At 62.2% G+C, this 20212-nt stretch carries 15 protein-coding genes; 6 read left to right on the top strand and 9 right to left on the bottom strand.

What is annotated here, in order from left to right:
• Nucleotides 1–103: 103 nt before the first annotated feature.
• Nucleotides 104–346 carry a DUF6555 family protein gene (locus NVB75_RS32715; protein ID WP_258345139.1) on the top strand — a complete coding sequence of 81 codons (243 nt, stop codon included), beginning with the start codon at nt 104–106 and terminating at the stop codon, nt 344–346.
• Between the two features lie 126 nt (nt 347–472).
• On the opposite strand, the gene NVB75_RS32710 is transcribed toward NVB75_RS32715, so the two are convergent.
• The 3 genes from NVB75_RS32710 to NVB75_RS32700 all read right to left on the bottom strand — a co-directional run bounded on the left by NVB75_RS32710 (nt 473) and on the right by NVB75_RS32700 (nt 1681).
• Nucleotides 473–643 carry a metallothionein gene (locus NVB75_RS32710; protein ID WP_258345138.1) on the bottom strand — a complete coding sequence of 57 codons (171 nt, stop codon included), beginning with the start codon at nt 641–643 and terminating at the stop codon, nt 473–475.
• A 91-nt stretch (nt 644–734) separates the two neighbouring features.
• Complete coding sequence (locus NVB75_RS32705) at nt 735–1190, bottom strand: DMT family transporter (protein WP_017479864.1); 456 nt, start codon at nt 1188–1190, stop codon at nt 735–737.
• A 5-nt stretch (nt 1191–1195) separates the two neighbouring features.
• Complete coding sequence (locus tag NVB75_RS32700) at nt 1196–1681, bottom strand: DMT family transporter (protein ID WP_076016275.1); 486 nt, start codon at nt 1679–1681, stop codon at nt 1196–1198.
• Nucleotides 1682–1799: 118 nt separating this feature from the next.
• On the opposite strand from NVB75_RS32700, the gene NVB75_RS32695 reads away from it, so the two are divergent.
• The 3 genes from NVB75_RS32695 to NVB75_RS32685 all read left to right on the top strand — a co-directional run bounded on the left by NVB75_RS32695 (nt 1800) and on the right by NVB75_RS32685 (nt 3616).
• Nucleotides 1800–2732 carry a LysR family transcriptional regulator gene (locus NVB75_RS32695; protein WP_258348825.1) on the top strand — a complete coding sequence of 311 codons (933 nt, stop codon included), beginning with the start codon at nt 1800–1802 and terminating at the stop codon, nt 2730–2732.
• A 138-nt stretch (nt 2733–2870) separates the two neighbouring features.
• Entirely contained in the window at nt 2871–3242 is a 372-nt protein-coding gene (locus NVB75_RS32690; protein WP_231988837.1) for a type II toxin-antitoxin system Phd/YefM family antitoxin, read from the top strand.
• Complete coding sequence (locus NVB75_RS32685; RefSeq protein ID WP_017479860.1) at nt 3239–3616, top strand: type II toxin-antitoxin system VapC family toxin; 378 nt, start codon at nt 3239–3241, stop codon at nt 3614–3616. Before NVB75_RS32690 ends, NVB75_RS32685 begins: the two co-directional genes overlap by 4 nt.
• 10 nt (nt 3617–3626) lie before the next feature.
• On the opposite strand, the gene NVB75_RS32680 is transcribed toward NVB75_RS32685, so the two are convergent.
• Nucleotides 3627–4946: an Nramp family divalent metal transporter gene (locus NVB75_RS32680; protein WP_258345133.1), complete on the bottom strand. Its 1320-nt coding sequence runs from the start codon at nt 4944–4946 to the stop codon at nt 3627–3629.
• A gap of 41 nt (nt 4947–4987) precedes the next feature.
• Entirely contained in the window at nt 4988–6541 is a 1554-nt protein-coding gene (locus NVB75_RS32675; RefSeq protein ID WP_258345130.1) for a DUF726 domain-containing protein, read from the bottom strand.
• Between the two features lie 117 nt (nt 6542–6658).
• Between NVB75_RS32675 and NVB75_RS32670 the strand changes: the two genes are divergently transcribed.
• Both NVB75_RS32670 and NVB75_RS32665 read left to right on the top strand, forming a co-directional pair.
• Nucleotides 6659–7204 (top strand): hypothetical protein, encoded by a 546-nt coding sequence (locus NVB75_RS32670; protein WP_258345128.1) that lies wholly within the window; start codon nt 6659–6661, stop codon nt 7202–7204.
• 107 nt (nt 7205–7311) lie between these two features.
• Nucleotides 7312–7713, top strand: a complete 402-nt coding sequence (locus NVB75_RS32665; RefSeq protein WP_076016281.1) for a RidA family protein — start codon at nt 7312–7314, stop codon at nt 7711–7713.
• On the opposite strand, the gene NVB75_RS32660 is transcribed toward NVB75_RS32665, so the two are convergent.
• From NVB75_RS32660 to NVB75_RS32645, 4 genes are all read right to left on the bottom strand, one after another.
• Nucleotides 7703–8599 carry a LysR family transcriptional regulator gene (locus NVB75_RS32660; protein WP_258345126.1) on the bottom strand — a complete coding sequence of 299 codons (897 nt, stop codon included), beginning with the start codon at nt 8597–8599 and terminating at the stop codon, nt 7703–7705. The two genes, NVB75_RS32665 and NVB75_RS32660, sit on opposite strands and share 11 nt — an antisense overlap.
• Nucleotides 8600–8715: 116 nt before the next feature.
• Nucleotides 8716–9021, bottom strand: coding sequence for a helix-turn-helix domain-containing protein (locus NVB75_RS32655; protein WP_258345124.1), 306 nt, complete (start codon nt 9019–9021; stop codon nt 8716–8718).
• Nucleotides 9014–9379, bottom strand: coding sequence for a type II toxin-antitoxin system RelE/ParE family toxin (locus NVB75_RS32650; RefSeq protein ID WP_258345122.1), 366 nt, complete (start codon nt 9377–9379; stop codon nt 9014–9016). Before NVB75_RS32650 ends, NVB75_RS32655 begins: the two co-directional genes overlap by 8 nt.
• A 166-nt stretch (nt 9380–9545) precedes the next feature.
• Nucleotides 9546–20108, bottom strand: coding sequence for an autotransporter-associated beta strand repeat-containing protein (locus NVB75_RS32645; RefSeq protein ID WP_375378902.1), 10563 nt, complete (start codon nt 20106–20108; stop codon nt 9546–9548).
• Nucleotides 20109–20212 lie beyond the last annotated feature (104 nt).

The raw sequence follows: 20212 nt of genomic DNA, 5'->3' as shown, positions 1-20212 counted from the left end.
TTCAGGGCTGGAGAGGCATGATAAGACCTGCGGCGGATAATCCGAGTGAATTTTTACCGCGTCAGGAGGGTCACTTAAAGACACAGGGAGGGTTAACGGATCCATGACTAACGCAAAACTTTTCGTGATCGACTACACGCTGCATGGCCAGCCCAAGTCGTTCATCATCCGCCTGGAAAAACTCGACAACGCCGAAGCCTGGCATTGGGCAAGCTGCGATGCCGGTGTAGGCCGCATCGGGCGCTTTGCCCGGGAGCAGGTGAAGAAAACGAGCCAGCCCCAGGCCGAGAAATTCGGCATCGAAAACGTGCAGTGGCGCCGCTCGGATGCGCGCCCCAACGCGTGAAAACCGCTTGAAACCTGTAGGAGCGAGCTTGCTCGCGAAGGTCGTTAACGATAACGCGGGGCATCTGGTGCCCCGCGCCGTTCTCAGGTTTTTCGCGAGCAAGCTCGCTCCTACAGGTCGTTCGCGTTAGCCGTGGGCGGACTTGGCGCATTCGCACCCGGTCGCCGAAGCACAAGGCTCACCATGGGCATGATGCTCGGCGCAGCCTTGGCAGCAATACCCCTTGCCATCCTTCATCACCGCGGTTGTACCCAACTGGCACTTACAGTGGGGGCAGGCGCATGTTTTCTCTTGCATGGTCAGACTCCTTTTGATGGTCGTCCAGGTGTGGCGAACGCCAGCACCTCAAGCAGTGACTATCGGCAATGATTCAAGGTTCAAAGGCCCGTCAGTCAGCCCGACGAGCGTTGCTGCGATACATGAAAACCAGGGCCAACGCCAGGCAGAGCATCGCCACGATCCGGCTGCCGGACAGTTCGATGGCCGGGTTGCCGAGCCAGCCAAAGTTGTCGATCAACATGCCCATGCCCAACTGCCCGACAATCACCGCCACCGTCGCTACCGCCGTGCCGACAATCGGTACCGCGCCAACCATCACCATCATGTACACCACCCCGAACAACGCCCCGGTCAGCTGCCACTTCGGCACATCCAGCAGGCTGACGGCATGGGCTGGCTCGAAGAACAGAATCAGCAACCCGGTGCTGACCGCACCCACCACGAAGGTCAGCAGACTGCTGCGCAATACGCCCACCGCCTGCCCCAGGCGGCCGTTGATGGCGGCCTGCACACTCAATACCGCACCGGCGGCCACCACCAACACCAACAATAGAATCAGGTTCATCTGACTTAACCTCGCGCAATCAGAACAAGTGCCACCACAATCAACGCCAGTGCAATCCAGCGCTCAACGTTGACCCGCTTGCGGGCGGTGCCGAACCAGCCGAAGTGGTCGATCAACACGCTCTTGCCCACCTGCCCCGACAAGATTGCAATCATGGTCATCGCGATGCCGATATGTGGCGTAGCCAGGGTCAACACCACCACGTACATCGGCCCCAGAAAGCCGCCGATCAGCTGCCAGCGCGGCAGGTCGGTCAACGCCGGGCCTTTTTGCGGGCCGCTGAACAGCAACAGCAAAAACAGGATCGCCGAGCCGACCCCGAAGATACTCAAGGTCGCCCACAAGTGGCCGACCTGCACACCCAGCGGGCCCAGCAAGCCGGCCTCCACCGACAAACCCATGCCGGCGAAAATCACCAGCGGCAACAGCAACAACCGAAGAAACGTCTTGGGCCTGGCCTGAGCCACACCCGCCACTGAAGAAGCCTGCATACATCACCTGCGCGTTAGAGAGAGGAACAATGGCGCGCATTATCCGGTGGCACTGCTGTGCGATAAATGGGAGCATGCCGACAACACCTTTGCGCAAATCGCACAGCACGGAGTCATGATGCAGGGCTTGAACGAACTGAGTTTCAAGGCGCTTCGCCTGTTTGTCGCAGTATTGGACTACGGCAGTTTCTCCGAAGTCGCACGCCGTGAAGGGCTGGCACCCTCCTCCATTTCCCGGCAAATCCAGTTGATGGAGCAGGCCCTTGGCCAACAGTTGCTGTACCGCCATACCCGTGCGGTCAGCCCTACCGAAGCCGGGCGCCTGCTTGGGCATCATGCGCGGTTGATGCTGGAGCAACTGGAAGTCGCCGGCCAGGCATTGCAGGAACAGGAAAGCGAACCCAGCGGCCTGGTGCGCATCAATGCGCCGATGGTGTTTGGCCAGCGCCACCTCTCGCCGTGGCTCGGGGAGTTGTGCCGGCGCTACCCGAAGCTGCAACTGGATATCCAGCAAACCGACACCTACGTCGACCCGCTGCAAGACGGCACCGACCTGCTGTTCCGCATTGGCGTACTGAGCGATTCCGGCATGCAGGCGCGAATCTTCGCCCCGCAGCGCTTCCGCCTTGCAGCCAGCCCTGGCTACCTGGAGCGTTTCGGCACGCCCCGGCATCCGGACGAACTGGTGAACCACCAGTGCCTGGCCTACAAGGGCGTCACCGGCCAACAACGCTGGTTCTTCCGCCACGACCAGGACGACTGGACGTCCTACAGCGTCAAGGGCCCGATCACCGGCAACCACGCCGACACCCTGACCCACGCCGCCGAGCAGGGCCTGGGGCTGGTGGTGTTTCCATCCTGGTTGATCGGCGAAGGGCTGCGTGCCGGCACGCTGCAGGCGGTGCTGACCGACTATGAAGTGGCGACGACCCTGGAACCGCAACAGATTGCGGCGCTGTGGCCGGGCAGTCGGCGGCTGTCGTTGAAGGTGCGGACGGTGATTGACTACTTCGTCGAGTGTTTTGGGGCCGTGCCGTACTGGGACCGTTGAGTAACCGTGGGAAACTATTCGGCCCGCACTGTCGGGAAAAGTCCCCCCTTAAGTAAGTCCGATCTGATTTTCCAAAACATGGGTCAAAAACCTCTTGCATTCGGGCAGACTTCGACGAATTCCTTCAGGAGAGACGTCATGGATGCCAGTCATTACCCGTTCGGAAACCTACAATCGTCCCCGCAAAAATCACCTTCCACCAGCAGTCGGTTGATCTTTGCCTGCTTACGAAATTTTGGCTATATTTGGCCAAAACCTCGGGAAGACCAAATGATTACCGTACCGTTGGGTGAAGCAAAAAATAATTTATCAAAACTGGTCGATGATGCCGCCGCCGGCCAAATCATCACCATAGCCAAGCATGGGCGCGCGATGGCTCGCCTTGTTCCTGTCGGGAAACCGACAGGCCGGCGAATCGGCGCAATGAAGGGCAAACTGGTGGTGCCGGATGACTTTGATGCGCCATTGCCAGACGACATGCTGGATGCGTTTGAGGGAAACCATCCATGAGAATACTGCTGGATACCCACATCCTGCTTTGGGCCCTGAGCGATGATCCAAAACTGTCAGCGAAGGCCAGAAAGCTGATCGAGAACGCGGCTGAAATTTACGTCAGTGCCGCCACATTCTGGGAGCTGGCGATAAAGGTCGGGCTCGGGAAGCTCAACGTCAACCTGGACGAAATTCGCGAATACTGCCTGGAAAGCGGCTACGTGGAACTGCCCATAACCTCGGAGCACGCCATCGCGGTCAAGGACCTTGAACACCATCACAGAGACCCGTTTGATCGGCTCATCATTGCGACGGCTATCATTGAGCCGATGAAGTTAGTGACCGCCGACCCGATAGTGGCGAAATACACATCATTGGCCGTCTTGACGTAAATCACTTCGCTCAAAACAACCACTGCCCGATCAGCCAGGCATTCGCCCCGCTGATCACCACAAACAAACTCCAAGCCAACAGCCGCGTCGGCACACTGTTCACGAACGGCCCCATCAGGCGCTTGTCCCCCGTCATGCGGATCAGCGGGTACAACGCAAATGGCAACTGCAGGCTCAATACCACCTGGCTGAGGATCAACAGCTTGCCGATGGCATCGTCGCCCATCAGCCACACACCGAGGAACGCCGGGATCAGCGCCAGGCCACGGGTAATCAGGCGTCGCTGCCAGCAGGGAATGCGCAGGTTGAGATAGCCTTCCATGATCACCTGCCCGGCGATGGTGCCGGTGAACGTGGAGCTCTGGCCAGAAGCCAACAGCGCAATACCAAACAGCACACTGGCGAAGGCACCACCCACCAACGGGTCGAGCAGGTGATAGGCGTCCTGGATTTCCACCACGTCGGTGTGGCCGGTCTGGTGGAAAGCCGCAGCAGCCAGTACCAGGATCGCGGCATTCACCAGCAGCGCCAGCGCCAGTGAGCCAATGGTGTCGATACGCGCCAGCTTGACCGCATCCTGGCGGCTGGCCAGGTCCTTGCCGAATAACCGGGTTTGCACGATGGAGCTGTGCAAGTACAGGTTATGGGGCATCACCGTGGCGCCCAATATGCCAATGGCCAGGTACAAGGGTGCGGCATCACTGATGGCCGACAGCGACGGGGTGAAACCACGGAACACGTCGGGCCAATAAGGCTTGATCAGCACCAGCTCGATAAAGAAACACACGCCGATGGTCGCCACCAACGCCAGCATGATCGCTTCCAGACGGCGGAAACCGCGATTTTGCAGGGCCAGGATCAGCAACGTATCGAAGGCAGTGATGACAATCCCGGTGGTCAGCGACACCCCCAGCAACAGGTGAAACGCCAGGGCGCAGCCGAGGACTTCGGCGAGGTCGGTGGCGATGATCGAGATTTCCGCGAGGATCCACTGCACGAACGACGAACGCCGGCTGTAGCGCTCGCGGCTCAGCTGCGCGAGGTCTTTGCCGGTGGCGATGCCCAGCCGCGAGCACAGGCACTGCACCGCCATCCCCGCCAGGCTGGCCAGCAGCACCACGAACAACAGGCTGTAGCCGTAGCGGGAACCGGCCTCGATGGCGGTGGCCCAGTTGCCCGGGTCCATGTAGCCGATGGAGATCAGCAAGCCGGGGCCGGCGAACTTCAGCACGCGCTTGAAAAACGACGCACGGGGATCAACGACGATGGAACCGGCGACTTCCGGCGGGCAGAACGGTGCAGTAGCGATTTTTGGCAGGCTGAATTTCACGCGGGGTACCAGGCTTTCACACAAGACGTGAACGCAGCTTATCAGTCAGACGCGACGGTACGCATCACCGTCTCCCGGGGCAGATCAAATGCCTCTACCACCTGGACCACCAGATCCATCTCCTGGTTCAGTGCCTCACGCTCCAGACGCTCGCGAATCACCCCGATCACCAGCACCGCCAGGGTGGTGATGGAATACGCCGGCCCGGAAAACGCCCGCACGCCGGAGACCAGCAGCATCGCCGCCGCCAGCGCCTGCCCTACCACAGGAATGGCCGTGGCCGCGCCCCGGCGCAGGATAAACCCGGTCAACCCGGCCAACGCAGTGCCGCTCAGGGCGGTGGTGGCTGAACGCCCGACATCGAAACGATTGAAAAAGCCCTGCTCCTTTTGCGCCGCAGCCTTCAGTTCCGCCTCGAACACCTGGCGATCGGCCTGGCTGAGTTTGTCCTTGTATTGCTCGATCAGCCGCTCGGCGATCTGCAGTTCCAGATCCGCCAGGGCCACTTTCTCGATCGGTTCATCAAACTTGATGCCGACCCGCTGCGCGACGTCCTGGGCGATTTCGCGATAGCTCACGCCATACCCTCGGGCCAGGTTCATAAAGGTGTCGCCGCCCATGCGCTGCAACTCGATGGCCAGCTTCAAGGGCTCGCGCACTGTGGCGTCGATCGAGGCACTGCGCTTTTGCGCCATCAGCTCGGCGAAGAACTTCAACTCCTCCGGCCGCGCCTGCACCAGCAGCGGGAACAGGTCGACATCCTCTTCGGCAAAGCGCACTTCAGGGCTGCGCTGATCGGCGCGGATCATGCCCCGGCGCTCCTGCAACAGGTCGGTGTACTGCACCACCGTTTTCAATTGAGGCCAGTAAGCGGCATGGTCGAAAGTGGCCAGGTGCACATTGGCGACCTTGGCCTTGAGCGCAGGCGTCAGCGGGATGGCATAACGGCCGATGCAACGCTCGGTGTCGGGCTTGAGCGCCAGCGCCCAATCCTTGCTCGAATGGCAGTTGATCACCCGTCCCTTGAGCGGCGCCGACACCAGGTCCCAAGGGCTGGAGGTACAAATCGCGCCGCCCATCAGCAACAGGTTGTTCAGCGGTAATTCACGCGCCACTTCGGGGCTGGCCAGCAGGCTCTTGACCAGAAGCCGCGCGCCCAGGGAATGGCCGATCAGGTTGATTTGCCGCACCTTGATCGACTCGCCGTGCAGGTAATTGGCTAACTCGGGCAGCAGACTTTTGGCGACCTCATCCACCCGCGCCTCGACGCTTTTGTAGTGGTCGAGGAAATAGGCAATCGCCTTGCCCACCCCGATGGTCGCCGCACCCAGGGCGCCACCGCCGAGCATCGAAGCGATCACATCCTTGAACGGTGCAAACAGGTTTTCCAGGAAGTGCCCCGCCGGCCAGAACAGCATCAGGTTGGTCGAGCCTTCGATGGTTGCCAGTTGCTGCGAGAAGTTGCCCAGTTGCTGTTGGCTGAAGAATGCCGAATAGCCATGGACATAGAGATTGAGCACATCCCCCTGGGGCTCGCCACACAACACAAACGTGGGCTTGCGGGTACGGTGCATTTCATCCCACTGGTGTTGCATGTGGCGGTGACTCCTGGTGACGACGGAGAGCGATAGTATCAAAGCACTGCCGGGGTAAATGTGAAAAACTGCCCGCCCGGGCAGCCAGCGCCCTCAATCCACCATGGAGTGGTTCCTTTGAAACGCTACGTTTTCTATGCTCTGCTGGCCCTTCTGGCCGGATGCAGCACCGGCCCCTATTTGCACCCCGAATCCAGCGTTGGTCAAAACGCCGTGCTCTATCGCACCTGCCCGGGCCCAAAGGCGGCTATCAGCTTCGCTCCACTCTCTGCCGAACTCAACGGTGTGCACGTATTAGTGTATGTCGCCTCGCCGACCGCGAAAGACGGCTCAACCAGCACCGAATTGCGCCTGTTCGGCCGGCTTTATCCCTCGGCGAGGGAAGCTGACACGCCGTTGTGGGTCAGCGCCGCGTCGCCACTGGTCACCGTGCAACTGGCGTCGGGCAAAACCTATCAGCTCAGCATCAAACCACTTGAAACCGGCTTTGATCCCCGGTCGCGTTACAGCAGCGAGGAACCGGGTACCGCTTTGGGGCAAGGCGATATGGACGATTTCACCCTGACATTTCCCGATATCTTCGTGAACGGTGAAAAAGTCCCCATGGCACCCATCCACTTCAAAAAACGTGAAGAGCGCTACGCACCGGTCTTTAACTGTTAGGTGTAGATTGTGCACAGCGATGGACAGTGATGACATAAACCAGGGATTTTGTTCACCGATTCAGTCCACTACAGTCACCGGGTAGTCAATTGAAGACGAGGAACACCATGAGCAAGCCCGAATTTTTCATCACACCCGGTTACGGCGACATCGCACGGGAAACCCTGCATTACGCCCAAGCGGTAAAAGTGGGTAACCGCGTCGAAACCTCGGGCCAGGGCGGCTGGGATGACCAGTTTCAGATTCCCGAATCCCTCACTGACGAGATCGCCCTGGCCTTTCACAACCTGGATCGCACCCTGGCAGAAGCGGGTGCCGGCTGGGAGCATGTGATCCACGTCAACTCCTACCACGTGGGCGGTTTTCCTCCCGAGGTGAACGAGCAGATGGTCAAGTGGTACCGCCACTACATGCCCAATCACGCGCCGATCTGGACCGAATTGGGGGTGGAAGCCCTGGGACTGCCAGCGATGCGTATTGAAATCCGCGTGACGGCGATTATTGCCTGACGCCGAACCGCTCGATCACCCAGTCGATAAACACCTTCAGCCGGGCGTTCTGATGTCGATTGGGTGGGTAGATGATGTGCAACGGGGTGGCGGGCCGAGTCCAGTCCGCCAACACCGGGACGAGTTGGCCAGTCTCGACGTAGTAGTCAACGATAGACTTGAAATGCTGCCCGACGCCCAGGCCAGCGAGCAGCATTTCCTTGAGGCCATTGCCTTCGTTGGTCGAAAAGGCGCACTGGCCTACCTCGTATCGAGTTGTGCCTTGCTCGAAAATCAACGGTTCCGGCTTGCCCGATCCGGCAAAAAAATAGCCGGCCTTGAGGTGATTCTTTTCGAGGTCTTCAGGAGATGTGGGCGTGCCCATGCGTTCAAGGTAGCCGGGCGCGGCGCAAGTGACGTACTCCAGGTCCGCAACCTTGCGGCCGATCATGGCCATATCATCCAGTTTGCCAACCCGCAGCACGCAATCCACACCCTCCCCCACGATATTCACGGCGCGGTCGCTGATGCCCAGGGCGATGGTGATGTCGGGGTACTCGCGATGAAAATCCACCAGCGCAGGTATCAACAGGCAATTGGCAAAGGACGCCGGCGCATCCACCTTCAGGTGACCACTGGGCTTAAGCTTCTGCCCGCGCAGAGCATTGTCCAGTTCATCCAGTTCTGCCACCAGGCACAGCGCATGGTTGTAGTACTCCAACCCTTCCGGCGTCGCCGCCAGCGCACGGGTGGTGCGATGCATCAGCTTGACGCCAAGGTGCTTCTCCAGGTCGGTGATGAGTTTGCTGACGGTGGAGCGCGGCAGCGCCAACTGGTCGGAGGCGCGACTGAAGGAGCCGGTTTCGACGACGCGGACGAAGGCACGCATGGCGAGGAGTTGGTTCATGGTGATGGCCGATAGGGCGAGAATGCCAAGTATTGTCTATAAAGCTGCACAATGGCGACAGGTATTCAGATAACAAAACCCCCGGCACAGGGCCGGGCGTTGACGCAAAGAATGACTCACTTGGCAAAGTTTTCGATCTTTACCTGGCCATCAGGAAACGTGGCGACAATCTCCAGCTCCCCTCCCATGGCGCGAATGTAGTTACGCAGCGTGCTGATATACATGTCGGTGCGACGCTCCATTTTGGACACTGCCGCCTGGTTGATATTCAGCGCCTTGGCCAACGTGTCCTGACTCATCTGTTGCGCCTTGCGCAGTTCATGCAGAGGCATTTCTTTAAGGTGCTGCTGGAGGATGCGCTCTGCATCGGCCCGAGCTTGCGGTGTCATGCGAGCCTGAAGCTCACTGAATTTTTTAGCCATGGTGACGGCCCTCTTTACGCAGTGTTTCCAAATGTTCGTCATACAAGGTCTCAGCCAGCGGGACGAATTCGTCATACCAGCGGCCTCGTCCTGTTTTGTCCCCGCCTATCAGCAATAAGGCACACCGGCGCGGATCAAATGCGTACAGCACCCGATAAGGTCGCCCCGCGTGCTGTATCCGCAGTTCTCGCAGGTTGCCATGCCGCGACCCCTTGATATCACTGCTGTGGGGAAACCCCAGGCCTGGCCCCAGAAAGCCCAGCAAATCCACGCTGGCCGATACCGAGGACTGCTCCTTCGTATCCAGTTCGCCCCACCAGCCGCCAAACTCATCCGTATATTCAACGTCCCAACTCATGCAAATATGCCATCCATGGAATATAAACTCAAGTGCATAACTGTAGAAGCCTGAGGGGCGCACAGCCTCCCGTTTTCCCCGGAAAAATGTTTGCAGGTTTTTCCCGCACGATTATCCGCCCATAAAAAAACCGCCCTTACGGGCGGTTGAAGAGACTCGGCCTTGATCAGAAACCGAGGGAGAAACTGAGGGTCATCGCATGGTCCTTGTCGTTGCGCGAGACCTGGCCGGAGTAACCCAGGCCCAGCTTGCCGTTGGGGCTGATCTGATAGTCGATGCCGGCTTCCAGCACGGCGCTGTCCTTGGCAATCGGCACACCTTGGGTGCTGAATGAAGTTCCACCGCCGTTGATAAAGCTCAGGTCGGCATCCGGCTTGGTATCACCAAAGGTATGACGCCAGCCGATGCTGCCCCGCGGGGTGATTTTCGAGCCGTTGCCCAGGGTGATGGTCTGGCCGGCACGCAGGCCCAGGGTGGAGAAGGTGACGTCTTGATCGGCATCACCGCGCAGGGCTGCCGAGCCGCCTTTCTCCTTGATGGTGTCGCTGTCGTAGTTGACGTAGGCCAGGCCGGCGAACGGTTCCAGGGCGACGCTGCCGGTTTGAATGGTGTAGCCGACTTCACCGAACACTTGCGCGCTGCGGGCTTTGTAGTCAGCCTTCAGGCGTTGACCCACACCACCCACTGCCACATCACGCTTGCTCTCGATGTCGTGCCAGCTGTAGGCCACGCCCATCCGTGCGGCGAATGCTTCCTGCTGGTACGCGGTGTAGGCCATCAGGTGATAGCTGTCGACGTCGGCGCTGGAGTTGCGGTGCTTGGCGTCGAGGTCGCTGCGGGTGTAGCCGGCGGCAACACCGGCGCGCCAGGCGTCATCCAGTTGTTTGTCGGTACCCAGCAGGAAGCCACTGAGGTTGCGGTCCAGGCTGGCGGTGTTGCTGTCGCCGCCCATATGCCCCCAAGTGCCCAGCACACGTGCCCAGCCGACCATTTCGCCATGGCAACCGGCGCTGCTCAACTGATTTTCGCTCGGCGCCAGGCTGCTGCGTGGATCGTCCTGGCGGTAGCAACCGGGTTGGCGCAGGCGCTCATTGACCGCGTCACGGATGTAACGCGAGTCTTCAAGCAAGGCGCTGGCGGTACTGGCGTGGATTTCCCCCGACAGGTTGTCGAACGCGGCCCGAGCCTCGGCGACGCTGCCGTTGAGCAGTGCGTTTTGCACGGCCTCACCGCCCACTGCTGCGCCACTGCCCAGCGCTGCGGCTACCGCCCGCTGATTGCCGGTGGCCGCCACGCTGGCGTAGCTGACGTTATTGCGGCTGACCGCCAGGGCGACCTGATTCGGGCTGTAGTCGAGCGCGGTATTGAGGAACGCCAGGTTCTCAAGGTTGGTGGTAGCGAACGTACCCGTGACCCCGCCGTCGGCGGTCAACAAGGTGTAGGTAGTCGGCCCGGCATACGGCGCCAGATTGACCACATTCAGCGTACCCGCGAGGTCCGCCGTGCCGCCTACCGCCAGGGCGCCGGCGGCCGATGGGGTGATGACCAGGTTCAGCGCGCCATCGGCGGCGTTGGTGAAGTTGCCGGCGACGCTCAGCTTGCCACTGTCGGGCGTCACCGCACCGTGGTTGACCAGCGAGCCGACACTGCCATTGCCCGTCAGCCCGGCACCGTTGGCCACGGTGACCTGCCCACCGAACACTGCATTCGGATTGGCCGCGTCGCCGACTTGCAACACACCCTGATCCACCGCCACGGTGCCGCTGAACGGCTGGTTGCCGGTCAGCAGCAGCGTACCTGCACCCTGCTTGACCAACGCACCGGTACCGCTCAGCACTCCGTTGAATTTCCCGCTGTTCAGTTGCGTAAACAGCAACCGTGCGTTGTTGAAGATATTGCCCCGCAGGCTGGTGGTGTTACCGGCCAAGGTCCCGCCACTGACGGTGGTGCCGCCGGTGTAGGTATTGGCACCCGTCAGCACCAGGGTGCCGGCATCCAGCTTGTTGATACCGCCCGTGCCCACCAGCGGCGCATCAATCTGCGTGGTTACGCCAGCGTTGACCCGTGCTGCGGCCAGGCTGCCGTCCGGCGCATTGGTCGGGCTCAGGCTACCGCCTGCACCCGCCACCAGCGAGTAGCCCGGATCGAGGAACTGCAGGCCGGTGAAGCCTTGATTACCCTCCACTGTCACGGTCCCGCCCTGCCCACCAAACACTGCGAACTGGTTGGTCGACGCCTGGCCCTGGGTGCCGTTCGGATCGGTCCAGTTGGTGCCCGGGCCCCACGTCCCGCTGCCGCCGGTGATCGTGCCGTCAGGGTTGGTGGTGCCGCCGTTCCAGAACTGGACTTGCCCCGGGGTGGTTTGCACCAGCAGGTTGACCTGATTGGCCAGCGCGGTTTGCAAGGTCAGTGCGCCCGGCAGGATGCCCGAAGGCAGCGTGCCGTAAGCCAGGCCATTGTCAGTCAGGCTGCCGCCGTAGCGGAACAGCTGGTACACCCCGGTGCCGAAGCCACCGGCGTCGGTGACGTTCAGCGTGCCGTCCAGGGTCAGGTTGCCGGCCACATTCACCACCGAGGTAGAAGCGCCCGGCGCGCCGAGGCTGAAGTCCAGGTTGGTCCCCGAGGACAGGTTGAGGCCGCCTATCGACAACGGGGTGCCGCCGGCGCCTGCGGTCAGGGTCGAGCCGTTCGCCAGGGTGACCGTACCCGCCAGCTGGCCCGAACCGCCCAGGGAGGCGCCGCTGCCCACCAGCACATTGGCACTGTTCAACGTGCCATTGACCAACAGGCCGCCGGCGTTGATGTTGGTATCGCCGGTAAAAGTGTTGTTGCCAGTCAGCAGCAGGTCACCCGTGCCGTTTTTATTCAGCACGCCGGTGCCGGTGAGGTTGCCGGTGTAGGTGCCATCGGCTGTCTGTTCGAAGGTCAGGGTCGCATTGTTGGTGATCGCGCCCTGCAGGCTGCTGGTGTCACCCGAGGTGATGCCGCCGTTCAAGGTGGTGCCGCCGCTGTAGGTGTTGGCACCGGTGAGCAGCAGTGAACCATTGCCGTTTTTCACCAGGCTGCCGGTGCCACTGATGACGCCACCGAGGGTGGTGTCTTGGGTGCCCGCGAGGCCCAGTTGCGCACCGAGGTTGATCCCATTGTTGAGTTGCAACGCCGCCGTGCTGTCGAGCACTGAATTGCCGGTAACACCCAAGGCACCACTGCCGAGGGCATTGTTGTTGCCGAGGATCAGCGTGCCTGCCGCCAACTGCGTCCCGCCGCTGTAGGTGTTGTTGCCATTGAGGGTCAGGCTGGCCGCACCGTTCTTGACCAGGCTGCCGCTGCCGCTGAGCGCCCCGCCCAGGGTCAAGGCGTTGGACCCGGCGACACTCAAGGCACCGTTCACAACCAACGCGTTAGCCAGGTTGACCGCCGTGTTGCTGTCCAGCGCCGTGCCATTGGCCGTCGTCAATACGCCGGTGCCGAGTGCGCTGTCATTGCCCACCACCAGCTTGCCGCCGTTGAGAGCAGTGCCGCCGGTATAGCCGTTGGTGCCGTTGAGCACCAGGGTGCCGGTGTCGTATTTGCCCAACGTGCCGGCGCCGTTGATGGCCACGCCGATGGTGGCAGTGTTGTCAGGGTCGACACGAATCGCCGCATTCCCGGTGCCGCCATTGACCAGGTTCAACGCGCCCGCCGTGCCGTCCACCAGGCTGTAGCCGTCGGTGGCGAACTGCAGGCCGGTGACGCTTTGCGTACCGTTGACCGTGACTGCGCCCGCCGTGCCCTGGAACACCGCGAAGCTATTGCCCCAGGCCTGATTGAAGGTACCGTCGACATTGGTCCAGTTGGTGGTACCGGTGCCCCAGGTGCCGCTGCCACCGTGAACGGTGCCGTCGCCCACCAGTTGGCCGCCATCCCAGAACTGCACCGTGGTGTTGGGTGCCGTCACCAGCAGGTTGACCTGGTTGCCGACTGCCGTTTGCACTTGCAGATCCCCCGGCGTCACGCTGCCGGGTACTGCGCCGATCACCAGGCCGTTGTCGGTCAAGCCGCCGGTGTAGTTGATGATGCGATACACACCACTGCCAAAGCCGCCGATATCGCTGACGTTGAGGTTACCGTCGAGGGTCAGGTTACCGCCGACATTGATCAGCGCATTACCGCCGCCGACGACGGGAGTACCCAACCCGACATCCAGGTTGGAGTTGCCCGACAACACCAGCGAGCCCACCGACAAGGTACTGCCGGTCGAACCTGCCAGGTGCCCGCCATCGGCCACGGTGACGGCGCCGCCAAGGCTGCCAGTGCCCGTGAGCGTCGCACCGCTGTTGACCGTGACGTTGGCGCTGGCCAGGGAGCCGCTGACGTTCAGGGTGCCACCGTTGACGCTGGTGTCGCCGGCCAGGGTGTTGATGCCACTGAGGTTCAAGGTGCCGGTGCCAAGTTTGTTCAGTTGCCCGGCACCGTCGAGTACCCCGTCAAAGGTACCGCTCTGGTTGCCGCCGCCCAGGCCAAGGATGCTGCCACCTGCGATCAGTGCTGTGCCGTTGCCGGTCAGGCTGCCAAGGCTGGCGGACGCGCCGAGGTTGAGCTGGGTACCGGCGCCGAGGGTCAAGCCGGCGTTGTTGCCGAGCGCCGTGGCACTGGTGGTGGTCAGGCTACCGCCGAGTACGTTGAAGTTGCCGCTGAAGGTGTTGCTGCCGCCGAGGGTCAGGTCGGCTGCGCCATTTTTGGTCAGGGTGCCGGCGCCATCCAGCACGCCGCCCAGGGTCAGGTTGTTGGTGCCGGCCAGACTCAGGTTGTCGTTGACCGTAACGTTGTTGGCCAGCACCAGCGCCGAACCGTTGTCCAGTGTTGAAGGCCCCGCCACCGTCAAGGTGCCTGAGCCGAGTGCCGCTGCACCGCCGAGAGTCAGGGTGCCGGCATTCAGCGTGGTGCCGCCGGTGTAGGTATTGGTGCCATTGAGCGTCAGGTTGGCGCTGCCGTTTTTACTTACGCCGCCTGCGCCGTTGATCACGCCGCCGAGGGTCAGGTCATTGCTGCCGGTGACGCCCAGGTTGGCATTCAGGGCGATGTTATTGGCCAGGCTCAACGCCGTGTTGCTGTCCAGGTTCGAAGCCCCCGCCACCGTCAGGTTACCCAGGCCCAGCGCCGAAGTGTTCCCCGCCGTCAGGGTCCCGGCGTTCAAGGTGACTCCACCGAGGAAACCATTGGCGCCATTCAGGACCAGATTGGCCGCGCCGTTTTTGGTCAGGCTGCCGGCGCCGTTGAGAGCGCCACCGAGGGTCAGGTCGGCCGTGCCGCCGATCCCGAGGTTACCGGCCAGGTTGATCGCGTTGTTCACGCTCACTGCAGTGGCCGCATCCAGCGTGGTGCCGTTGGCGGCATTGAGTGTGGCGCTGCCCAGTGCCGAATTCGACGCCAGGATCAGCCCGCCGGCATTCAGGGCAACCGGGCCGAGGAAGGCATTGTTGCCGCCGAGGGTCAGGTTGGCCGCGCCGTTTTTGATCACGCCGCCGACACCGCCAATCACGCCATTGAGGGTCAGCGCATTGCTGCCGCCGACCGTCAGGTTGCCGAGCAGGCTCACCCCGTTGCCCAGGGTCACGGCGGTGTTGCTGTCCAGCGTGGTGCCGGACGACGTGCTCAGTTGTCCGCTGCCAAGGGCCGTGTTGCTGCCCACCACCAATGTCCCGCCCTGAAGCTCGGTGCCACCGGTGTAGCTGTTGGCGCCATTAAGCACGAGGGTGCCACTGTCGAGTTTGGCCAGGATGCCGCTGCCGTCAATGCCCACACCGATGGTCGCGGTGGCCCCCGGATCGACACGGATCGCGGTGTTGCCGCCAGTGCCGTTCACCGCCGTCAATTGCCCCGCCGCGCCGTTCACCAGGTTGTAGCCATCGGTGACGAATTGCAGCCCGGTGAACGATTGCCCGCCTACCACCGTCACGGTGCCCGCCGCACCCTGGAACACGCCGAAGTCAGCCGCCCATGGCTGGTTGACCAGACCGTTGACCGAGGTCCAGTTGGTGCCGCCAGCCGTCCAGTTGCCGGTGCCGCCGTCCACCACGCCGTTGGCGATGGTCTGGCTGCCGTCCCAGAAGCGGATGTTGGCGTTCGGCGCCGCCACCAGCACGTTCACCTGATTGCCCACCGAGGTTTGCACCACCAGGTCGCCGAGGCCGAAGCCCACCGGCACGCCGGTGACATCCAGGCCCAGGTCGGTCAGCGCGCCGGTGTAGTTGATCAAGCGATACACCCCGACGCCGAACCCGCCGGCATCGGTGACGTTCAGGTTGCCATCGAGGGTCAGGTTGCCGCCGACGTTGAGCAACGAGGTGGTAGACGGTGCGCCAAGCGCCACGTCCAGGTTGCCGCTGCCGGCCATCACCAGCGAACCGGCCGACAGCGTATTGCCGCTGCTCAGGGCCAGGTGGCCGCCGTTGTTGACGTTCAACGCCCCCAGTACCGAGCCGGTGCCGGTGAAGGTCGCGCCGGTATTGACGTTGACATTGGCACTGCCCAGCGAGCCGCTGAGGTTCAGGGTGCCGCCGTTGACGTTGGTGTCGCCGGTGAGGCCATTGATGCCGGTGAGGTTGAGGGTGCCGGTGCCGACCTTGGCCAGGATGCCGGTGCCGCTCAGGCCACCGTCGAAGGTGCTGCTGGCGTTGAGGCCGCCCACTGACAGGGTGTTGCTCCCGCTGACTTGCACGTCACCGCTGCCGGCGAGGGTCGCCAGGCTGGCATCGCTGCCCATGTTCAGCGACGCACCGGCACTGACGTTCGCGCCGGAGGTGCTGCCCAGCGCACCTGCGCTGGCGGTGGTGACACTGCCGGACAGGATGTTCAAGGCGCCGGTAAAGGTGTTGGTGCCGCTGAGCGTCAGGTCTGCCAGGCCATTTTTGTTCAACGCGCCAGCGCCGCTGATCACGCCACTAAGCGCCAGGTCGTTATTGCCGGCCACGTTCAAATCAGCGTTGAGGGTGATCCCATTGCCCAGGGTCAGCGCCGCGCTGTTGTCCAGCGTCGAGGCGCCACCCACGGTCAGGTTACCGCTGCCCAGCGCCGCGCCATTGCCCAGCGTCAGAGTGCCGGCGTTGATGCTGCTGCCACCGCTGTAGGTGTTGATGCCGTTGAGGGTCAGGTTGGCCGCGCCGTTCTTGATCAGCTGACCGGTGCCCCCGATAAGGCCCCCCAGTGTCAGGCCTTGAGTGCCACCGACGGTGAGGTCGGCATTCAGGGCGATGCTGTTGGTCAGTGCTACCGGGGCATTGCTGTCCAGCGTCGCCGCGCCGTTGACCGCCAGGCTGCCGGTGCCGAGGGCCGCATTACTGCCGACGGTCAAGGTACCGGCATTCAGCGAAGTGCCATCGATAAACGTGTTGGTGCCGTTGAGAATCAGGTTGGCCGCACCGTTTTTCACCAGGTTGCCGTTGCCACTGATCACGCCGCCCAGGGTCAGGTCCGCGTTACCGCCAATCGTCAGCGGGCCAGTCATGCCGATCTGGTTGTTCAGGCTGACGGCGGTGTTGGCGTCCAGGCTGGTGTTGGCGGCGGTAGTCAACGCGCCGCTGCCCAAGGCGTTGTTGGCACCGAGGATAATCTTGCCGGTGTTGAGCGTCGTGCCGCCCAGGTAGTTATTGGTGCCGTTGAGGGTCAGATCGGCCGCGCCGTTCTTGATCAAGCCACCGATGCCGTTGACGTTGCCACCGAGAGTCAACGCGTTGCTGCCACCGAGCGTCAGACTGCCACCGAGGTTGACGGAATTGCCCAGAGTGGCGGCGGTGCTGGCGTCCAGGGTGGTGCCGTTGGACGCGTTCAGCGAGCCCGTGCCCAGCGCGGTATTGGCGCCGACAATCAAGGTCCCGGCATTCAGCGCGGTGGTGCCGGTGTAGGTGTTGCTGCCGTTGAGGGTCAGGTTTGAGGCGCCAGTCTTGATCAGGCCGCCCGCGCCGGCGATAACGCCTCCGAGGGTCAGCGGGTTGGCCCCGCCGGCGCTGAGGTTGGCATTGAGGTTGATCGCATTGCCCAAGGTCAGCGCGCCGGTGCTGTTGAGGGTGCTGGCACCGCCCACGGTCAACGCGCCGGTGCCCAGTGCTGCGGCATTGCCAAGGGTCAGGCTGCCGGCGTTCAGCGTCGTGCCGCCCTGGTAGGTGTTGGCGCCGTTGAGGGTCAGGTTGGCTGCGCCGTTTTTGATCAGTTGGTTGCTGCCGCTGAGCACGCCACCCAGGGTCAGGGCGTTGCTGCCCGTCACGCTGAGGTCGGCGTTCACTGCGATGTTGTTGGCCAGCGTCACGTTGGCGCTGCTGTCCAGCGAGGCCGCGCCCGCGACGGTCAGGTCACCGGCCCCCAAGGCCGCGTTATTACCGGCGGTGAGCGTGCCCGCGTTAAGCGTTACGCCGTTGAGGAAGGTGTTGGCACCGTTGAGGACCAGGTTGGCCGCGCCATTTTTGGTCAGCCCGCCGCTGCCGGCGACCACACCACCAAGGGTCAGGCCAGCGGTCCCGCCAATGTTCAGGTTACCGGTGATGTTGGCGGCATTGGTCAGGGCAACGGTGGTGCTTGCGTCCAGCGTGGTGCCGTCCGCCGCGTTCAAAATGCCGCCCGCCCCCAGCGCCGTATTGGAGCCGACGATCAGCGAACCGGCGTTAAGGGTGGTGTTGCCGGTGTAGGTATTGGCGCCACCGAGGGTCAACGCTGCCACACCGTTCTTGATCAGCCCGCCCGCGCCACTGACCACACCACTCAGCCCCAGCGCCTGCGTGCCGCCGATGGTCAAATCAGCCGCCATGCTCACTGCGTTGGCCAGGGTCACCGCAGTGGTGGCATCGAGGATGGTGCCTGCGGCCGTGGTCAGGATGCCGGTGCCCAGTGCATTGTTGTTGCCCACCAGCAACGTGCCGGCGTTGAGCGCGGTATTTCCGCTCTGAACGTTGTTGCCGGTCACCGTGAGGGTCGAGGCGCCATTTTTGGTAATGTCCCCCACGCCCGAAATGACGCCCCCAAGGGTCAGCGCGTTGCTGCCGACCGTGGTCAGGTTGGCGTTGAGGACCATGCCGTTGTTCAGGGTCACATTGGCGCTGGTATCAAGATTGGCGCTGCCATTGACGTTCAGTACACCGGTACCCAACGCATTGTTATTACCGGCTACCAGCGTGCCGGTGTTCAGATTGGTGGCGCCTGTATAGGCGGTGTTGTTGCCATTAAGGGCCAGGGTGCCGCTGCCGCTCTTGTTGATACCACCTGCCCCGCTGACCACGCCCGTGAGGGTCAAAGACCCGGCTCCGGTAGTCGTCATTCCACTGTTGACGGTGATGAGGTTGTCCAGGCTGATGGTGCCCGGCGCACTTAACGTCGTCGCACCCGCGAACGTCACGGCTCCGGTGCCGAAAGCCTGGTTATTGAGGACCTGCACCGAACCGCCATTGAGCGAGGTATTGCCGGTGAAGGTATTGGCACCACTGAGGCTCAACTGCCCGGTGCCGGATTTGGTCAAGCCGCCGGCACCGGAGAGCACCCCTCCCAGCGTCGTGCCGTTGGCGCCCTGCACGGCCAGGCCGCCACTGCCCAGGGTAATCAGGTTATTGAGGGTCAACCCGGCGTTGCTGGCCTGGATCGTCCCGCCGTTGGAGGTCAGCACACCCGTGCCGAACGACTGGCCGTTGTTGAACGACGCGATGCCGCCATTGAGGGTGGTGCCGCCGCTGACGAGTGGCCCTTGCAGGGTCCAGGTACCGCTGTTGACCGTCAGGTTGTTGAAGTTCACGTAGTTGGCGCTGGACGCCGTGCCAGCTCCGCTCGTGCCACCGCCCATACCAATGGTGTTTTGCAGGATCAACGAGTTGTTGCCCCCGGCCCCGCCATCAACTTGCCCGGTGGGCGCAAACGTCAGGTTTACGCCAATCAGGCCACCGAGACTGAGCCCAACCCCGCCACCATTGGTGATGGTCGAACCGGTCACGGCGGTAAATGTGTTGCTGCTGGCCGCCCCCATGGAGACGCCGCCGGAAATCGTACCGGAGTTGACGAAGGTATTACCCGTGGAGGAACTTTCAAAGGCCATCCGTCCGTTGATTGTGCCTGCGTTGATCACGTTGACTTGCGAGCCCCCGCGAATCGCGACCACTGGCGCATCCGCGGCAAACAGCGTCAGGTTGAGCAATGCGGTGGAACCGATGGTGCCATTGTTCACAATATTGGTGCTGCCGCCGGCGCCGTTTTGCAGGTTAAGCGCCATACCATTGAGACTGGCGAGATTGACACCCAGCACGTCCGCAGTACCTCGGATGATCCCGGTAGCGGCGTTAGTGACGTTCACCACACTCGCCCCCGCGTTACCCAGCACCACACCGCCGCTCAAGGCAGTGACAAGCCCGAGCAATGCCGGGTCGATAAGGCCCGCGTTGTTCAACGTGATGTTATTGCCCGTCAGGTTCAGCACCTGGCCAGCCAGCGTCGCGTTCAGTTGGGCAGCGGAGCCCACGTTGACGGTCAGGTCATTCACTGCACTGGAGAACGTGTTCAAGAACAACGGCAGCGAAGGCACGCCACTGCAGGTGACCGTGGCACCCGCTGCGGGGCTTGCCGGCGTACAAGCCGCCATCGCCACCGGGCTCGCCAGGCCTAGAACCAGGCCGGCAATACCGAGGCGAATAGCAAGATTAAGAGGAGAAATACGAGGTTTAGCGGCAGCAGCAAGTCTTCTTTCCACGTGAAACTCCTTGTGGTCAAAGCCCTTCATCCATGAATGCGTAGAAGCCCCAAATACAGATCCAAACACGCATCGACGTCGAAATACCTGACCGTGGCGACAACTGATCCTGTTTGTCACAACGTTAGCCGCGT

This window comes from Pseudomonas sp. CBS (assembly GCF_024734645.1).
GTDB lineage: Bacteria > Pseudomonadota > Gammaproteobacteria > Pseudomonadales > Pseudomonadaceae > Aquipseudomonas.
The sequence above is the reverse complement of the archived record's forward strand: the minus strand, read 5'-3'. Positions and strand labels throughout refer to the sequence as shown.

Coding starts and splice junctions, on each gene's coding strand:
- NVB75_RS32715 (WP_258345139.1), top strand. CDS start 104: ATGACTAACGCAAAACTTTTCGTGATCGACTACACGCTGCATGGCCAG.
- NVB75_RS32710 (WP_258345138.1), bottom strand. CDS start 643: ATGCAAGAGAAAACATGCGCCTGCCCCCACTGTAAGTGCCAGTTGGGT.
- NVB75_RS32705 (WP_017479864.1), bottom strand. CDS start 1,190: ATGAACCTGATTCTATTGTTGGTGTTGGTGGTGGCCGCCGGTGCGGTA.
- NVB75_RS32700 (WP_076016275.1), bottom strand. CDS start 1,681: ATGCAGGCTTCTTCAGTGGCGGGTGTGGCTCAGGCCAGGCCCAAGACG.
- NVB75_RS32695 (WP_258348825.1), top strand. CDS start 1,800: ATGCAGGGCTTGAACGAACTGAGTTTCAAGGCGCTTCGCCTGTTTGTC.
- NVB75_RS32690 (WP_231988837.1), top strand. CDS start 2,871: ATGGATGCCAGTCATTACCCGTTCGGAAACCTACAATCGTCCCCGCAA.
- NVB75_RS32685 (WP_017479860.1), top strand. CDS start 3,239: ATGAGAATACTGCTGGATACCCACATCCTGCTTTGGGCCCTGAGCGAT.
- NVB75_RS32675 (WP_258345130.1), bottom strand. CDS start 6,541: ATGCAACACCAGTGGGATGAAATGCACCGTACCCGCAAGCCCACGTTT.
- NVB75_RS32665 (WP_076016281.1), top strand. CDS start 7,312: ATGAGCAAGCCCGAATTTTTCATCACACCCGGTTACGGCGACATCGCA.
- NVB75_RS32660 (WP_258345126.1), bottom strand. CDS start 8,599: ATGAACCAACTCCTCGCCATGCGTGCCTTCGTCCGCGTCGTCGAAACC.
- NVB75_RS32655 (WP_258345124.1), bottom strand. CDS start 9,021: ATGGCTAAAAAATTCAGTGAGCTTCAGGCTCGCATGACACCGCAAGCT.
- NVB75_RS32650 (WP_258345122.1), bottom strand. CDS start 9,379: ATGAGTTGGGACGTTGAATATACGGATGAGTTTGGCGGCTGGTGGGGC.
- NVB75_RS32645 (WP_375378902.1), bottom strand. CDS start 20,108: ATGAAGGGCTTTGACCACAAGGAGTTTCACGTGGAAAGAAGACTTGCT.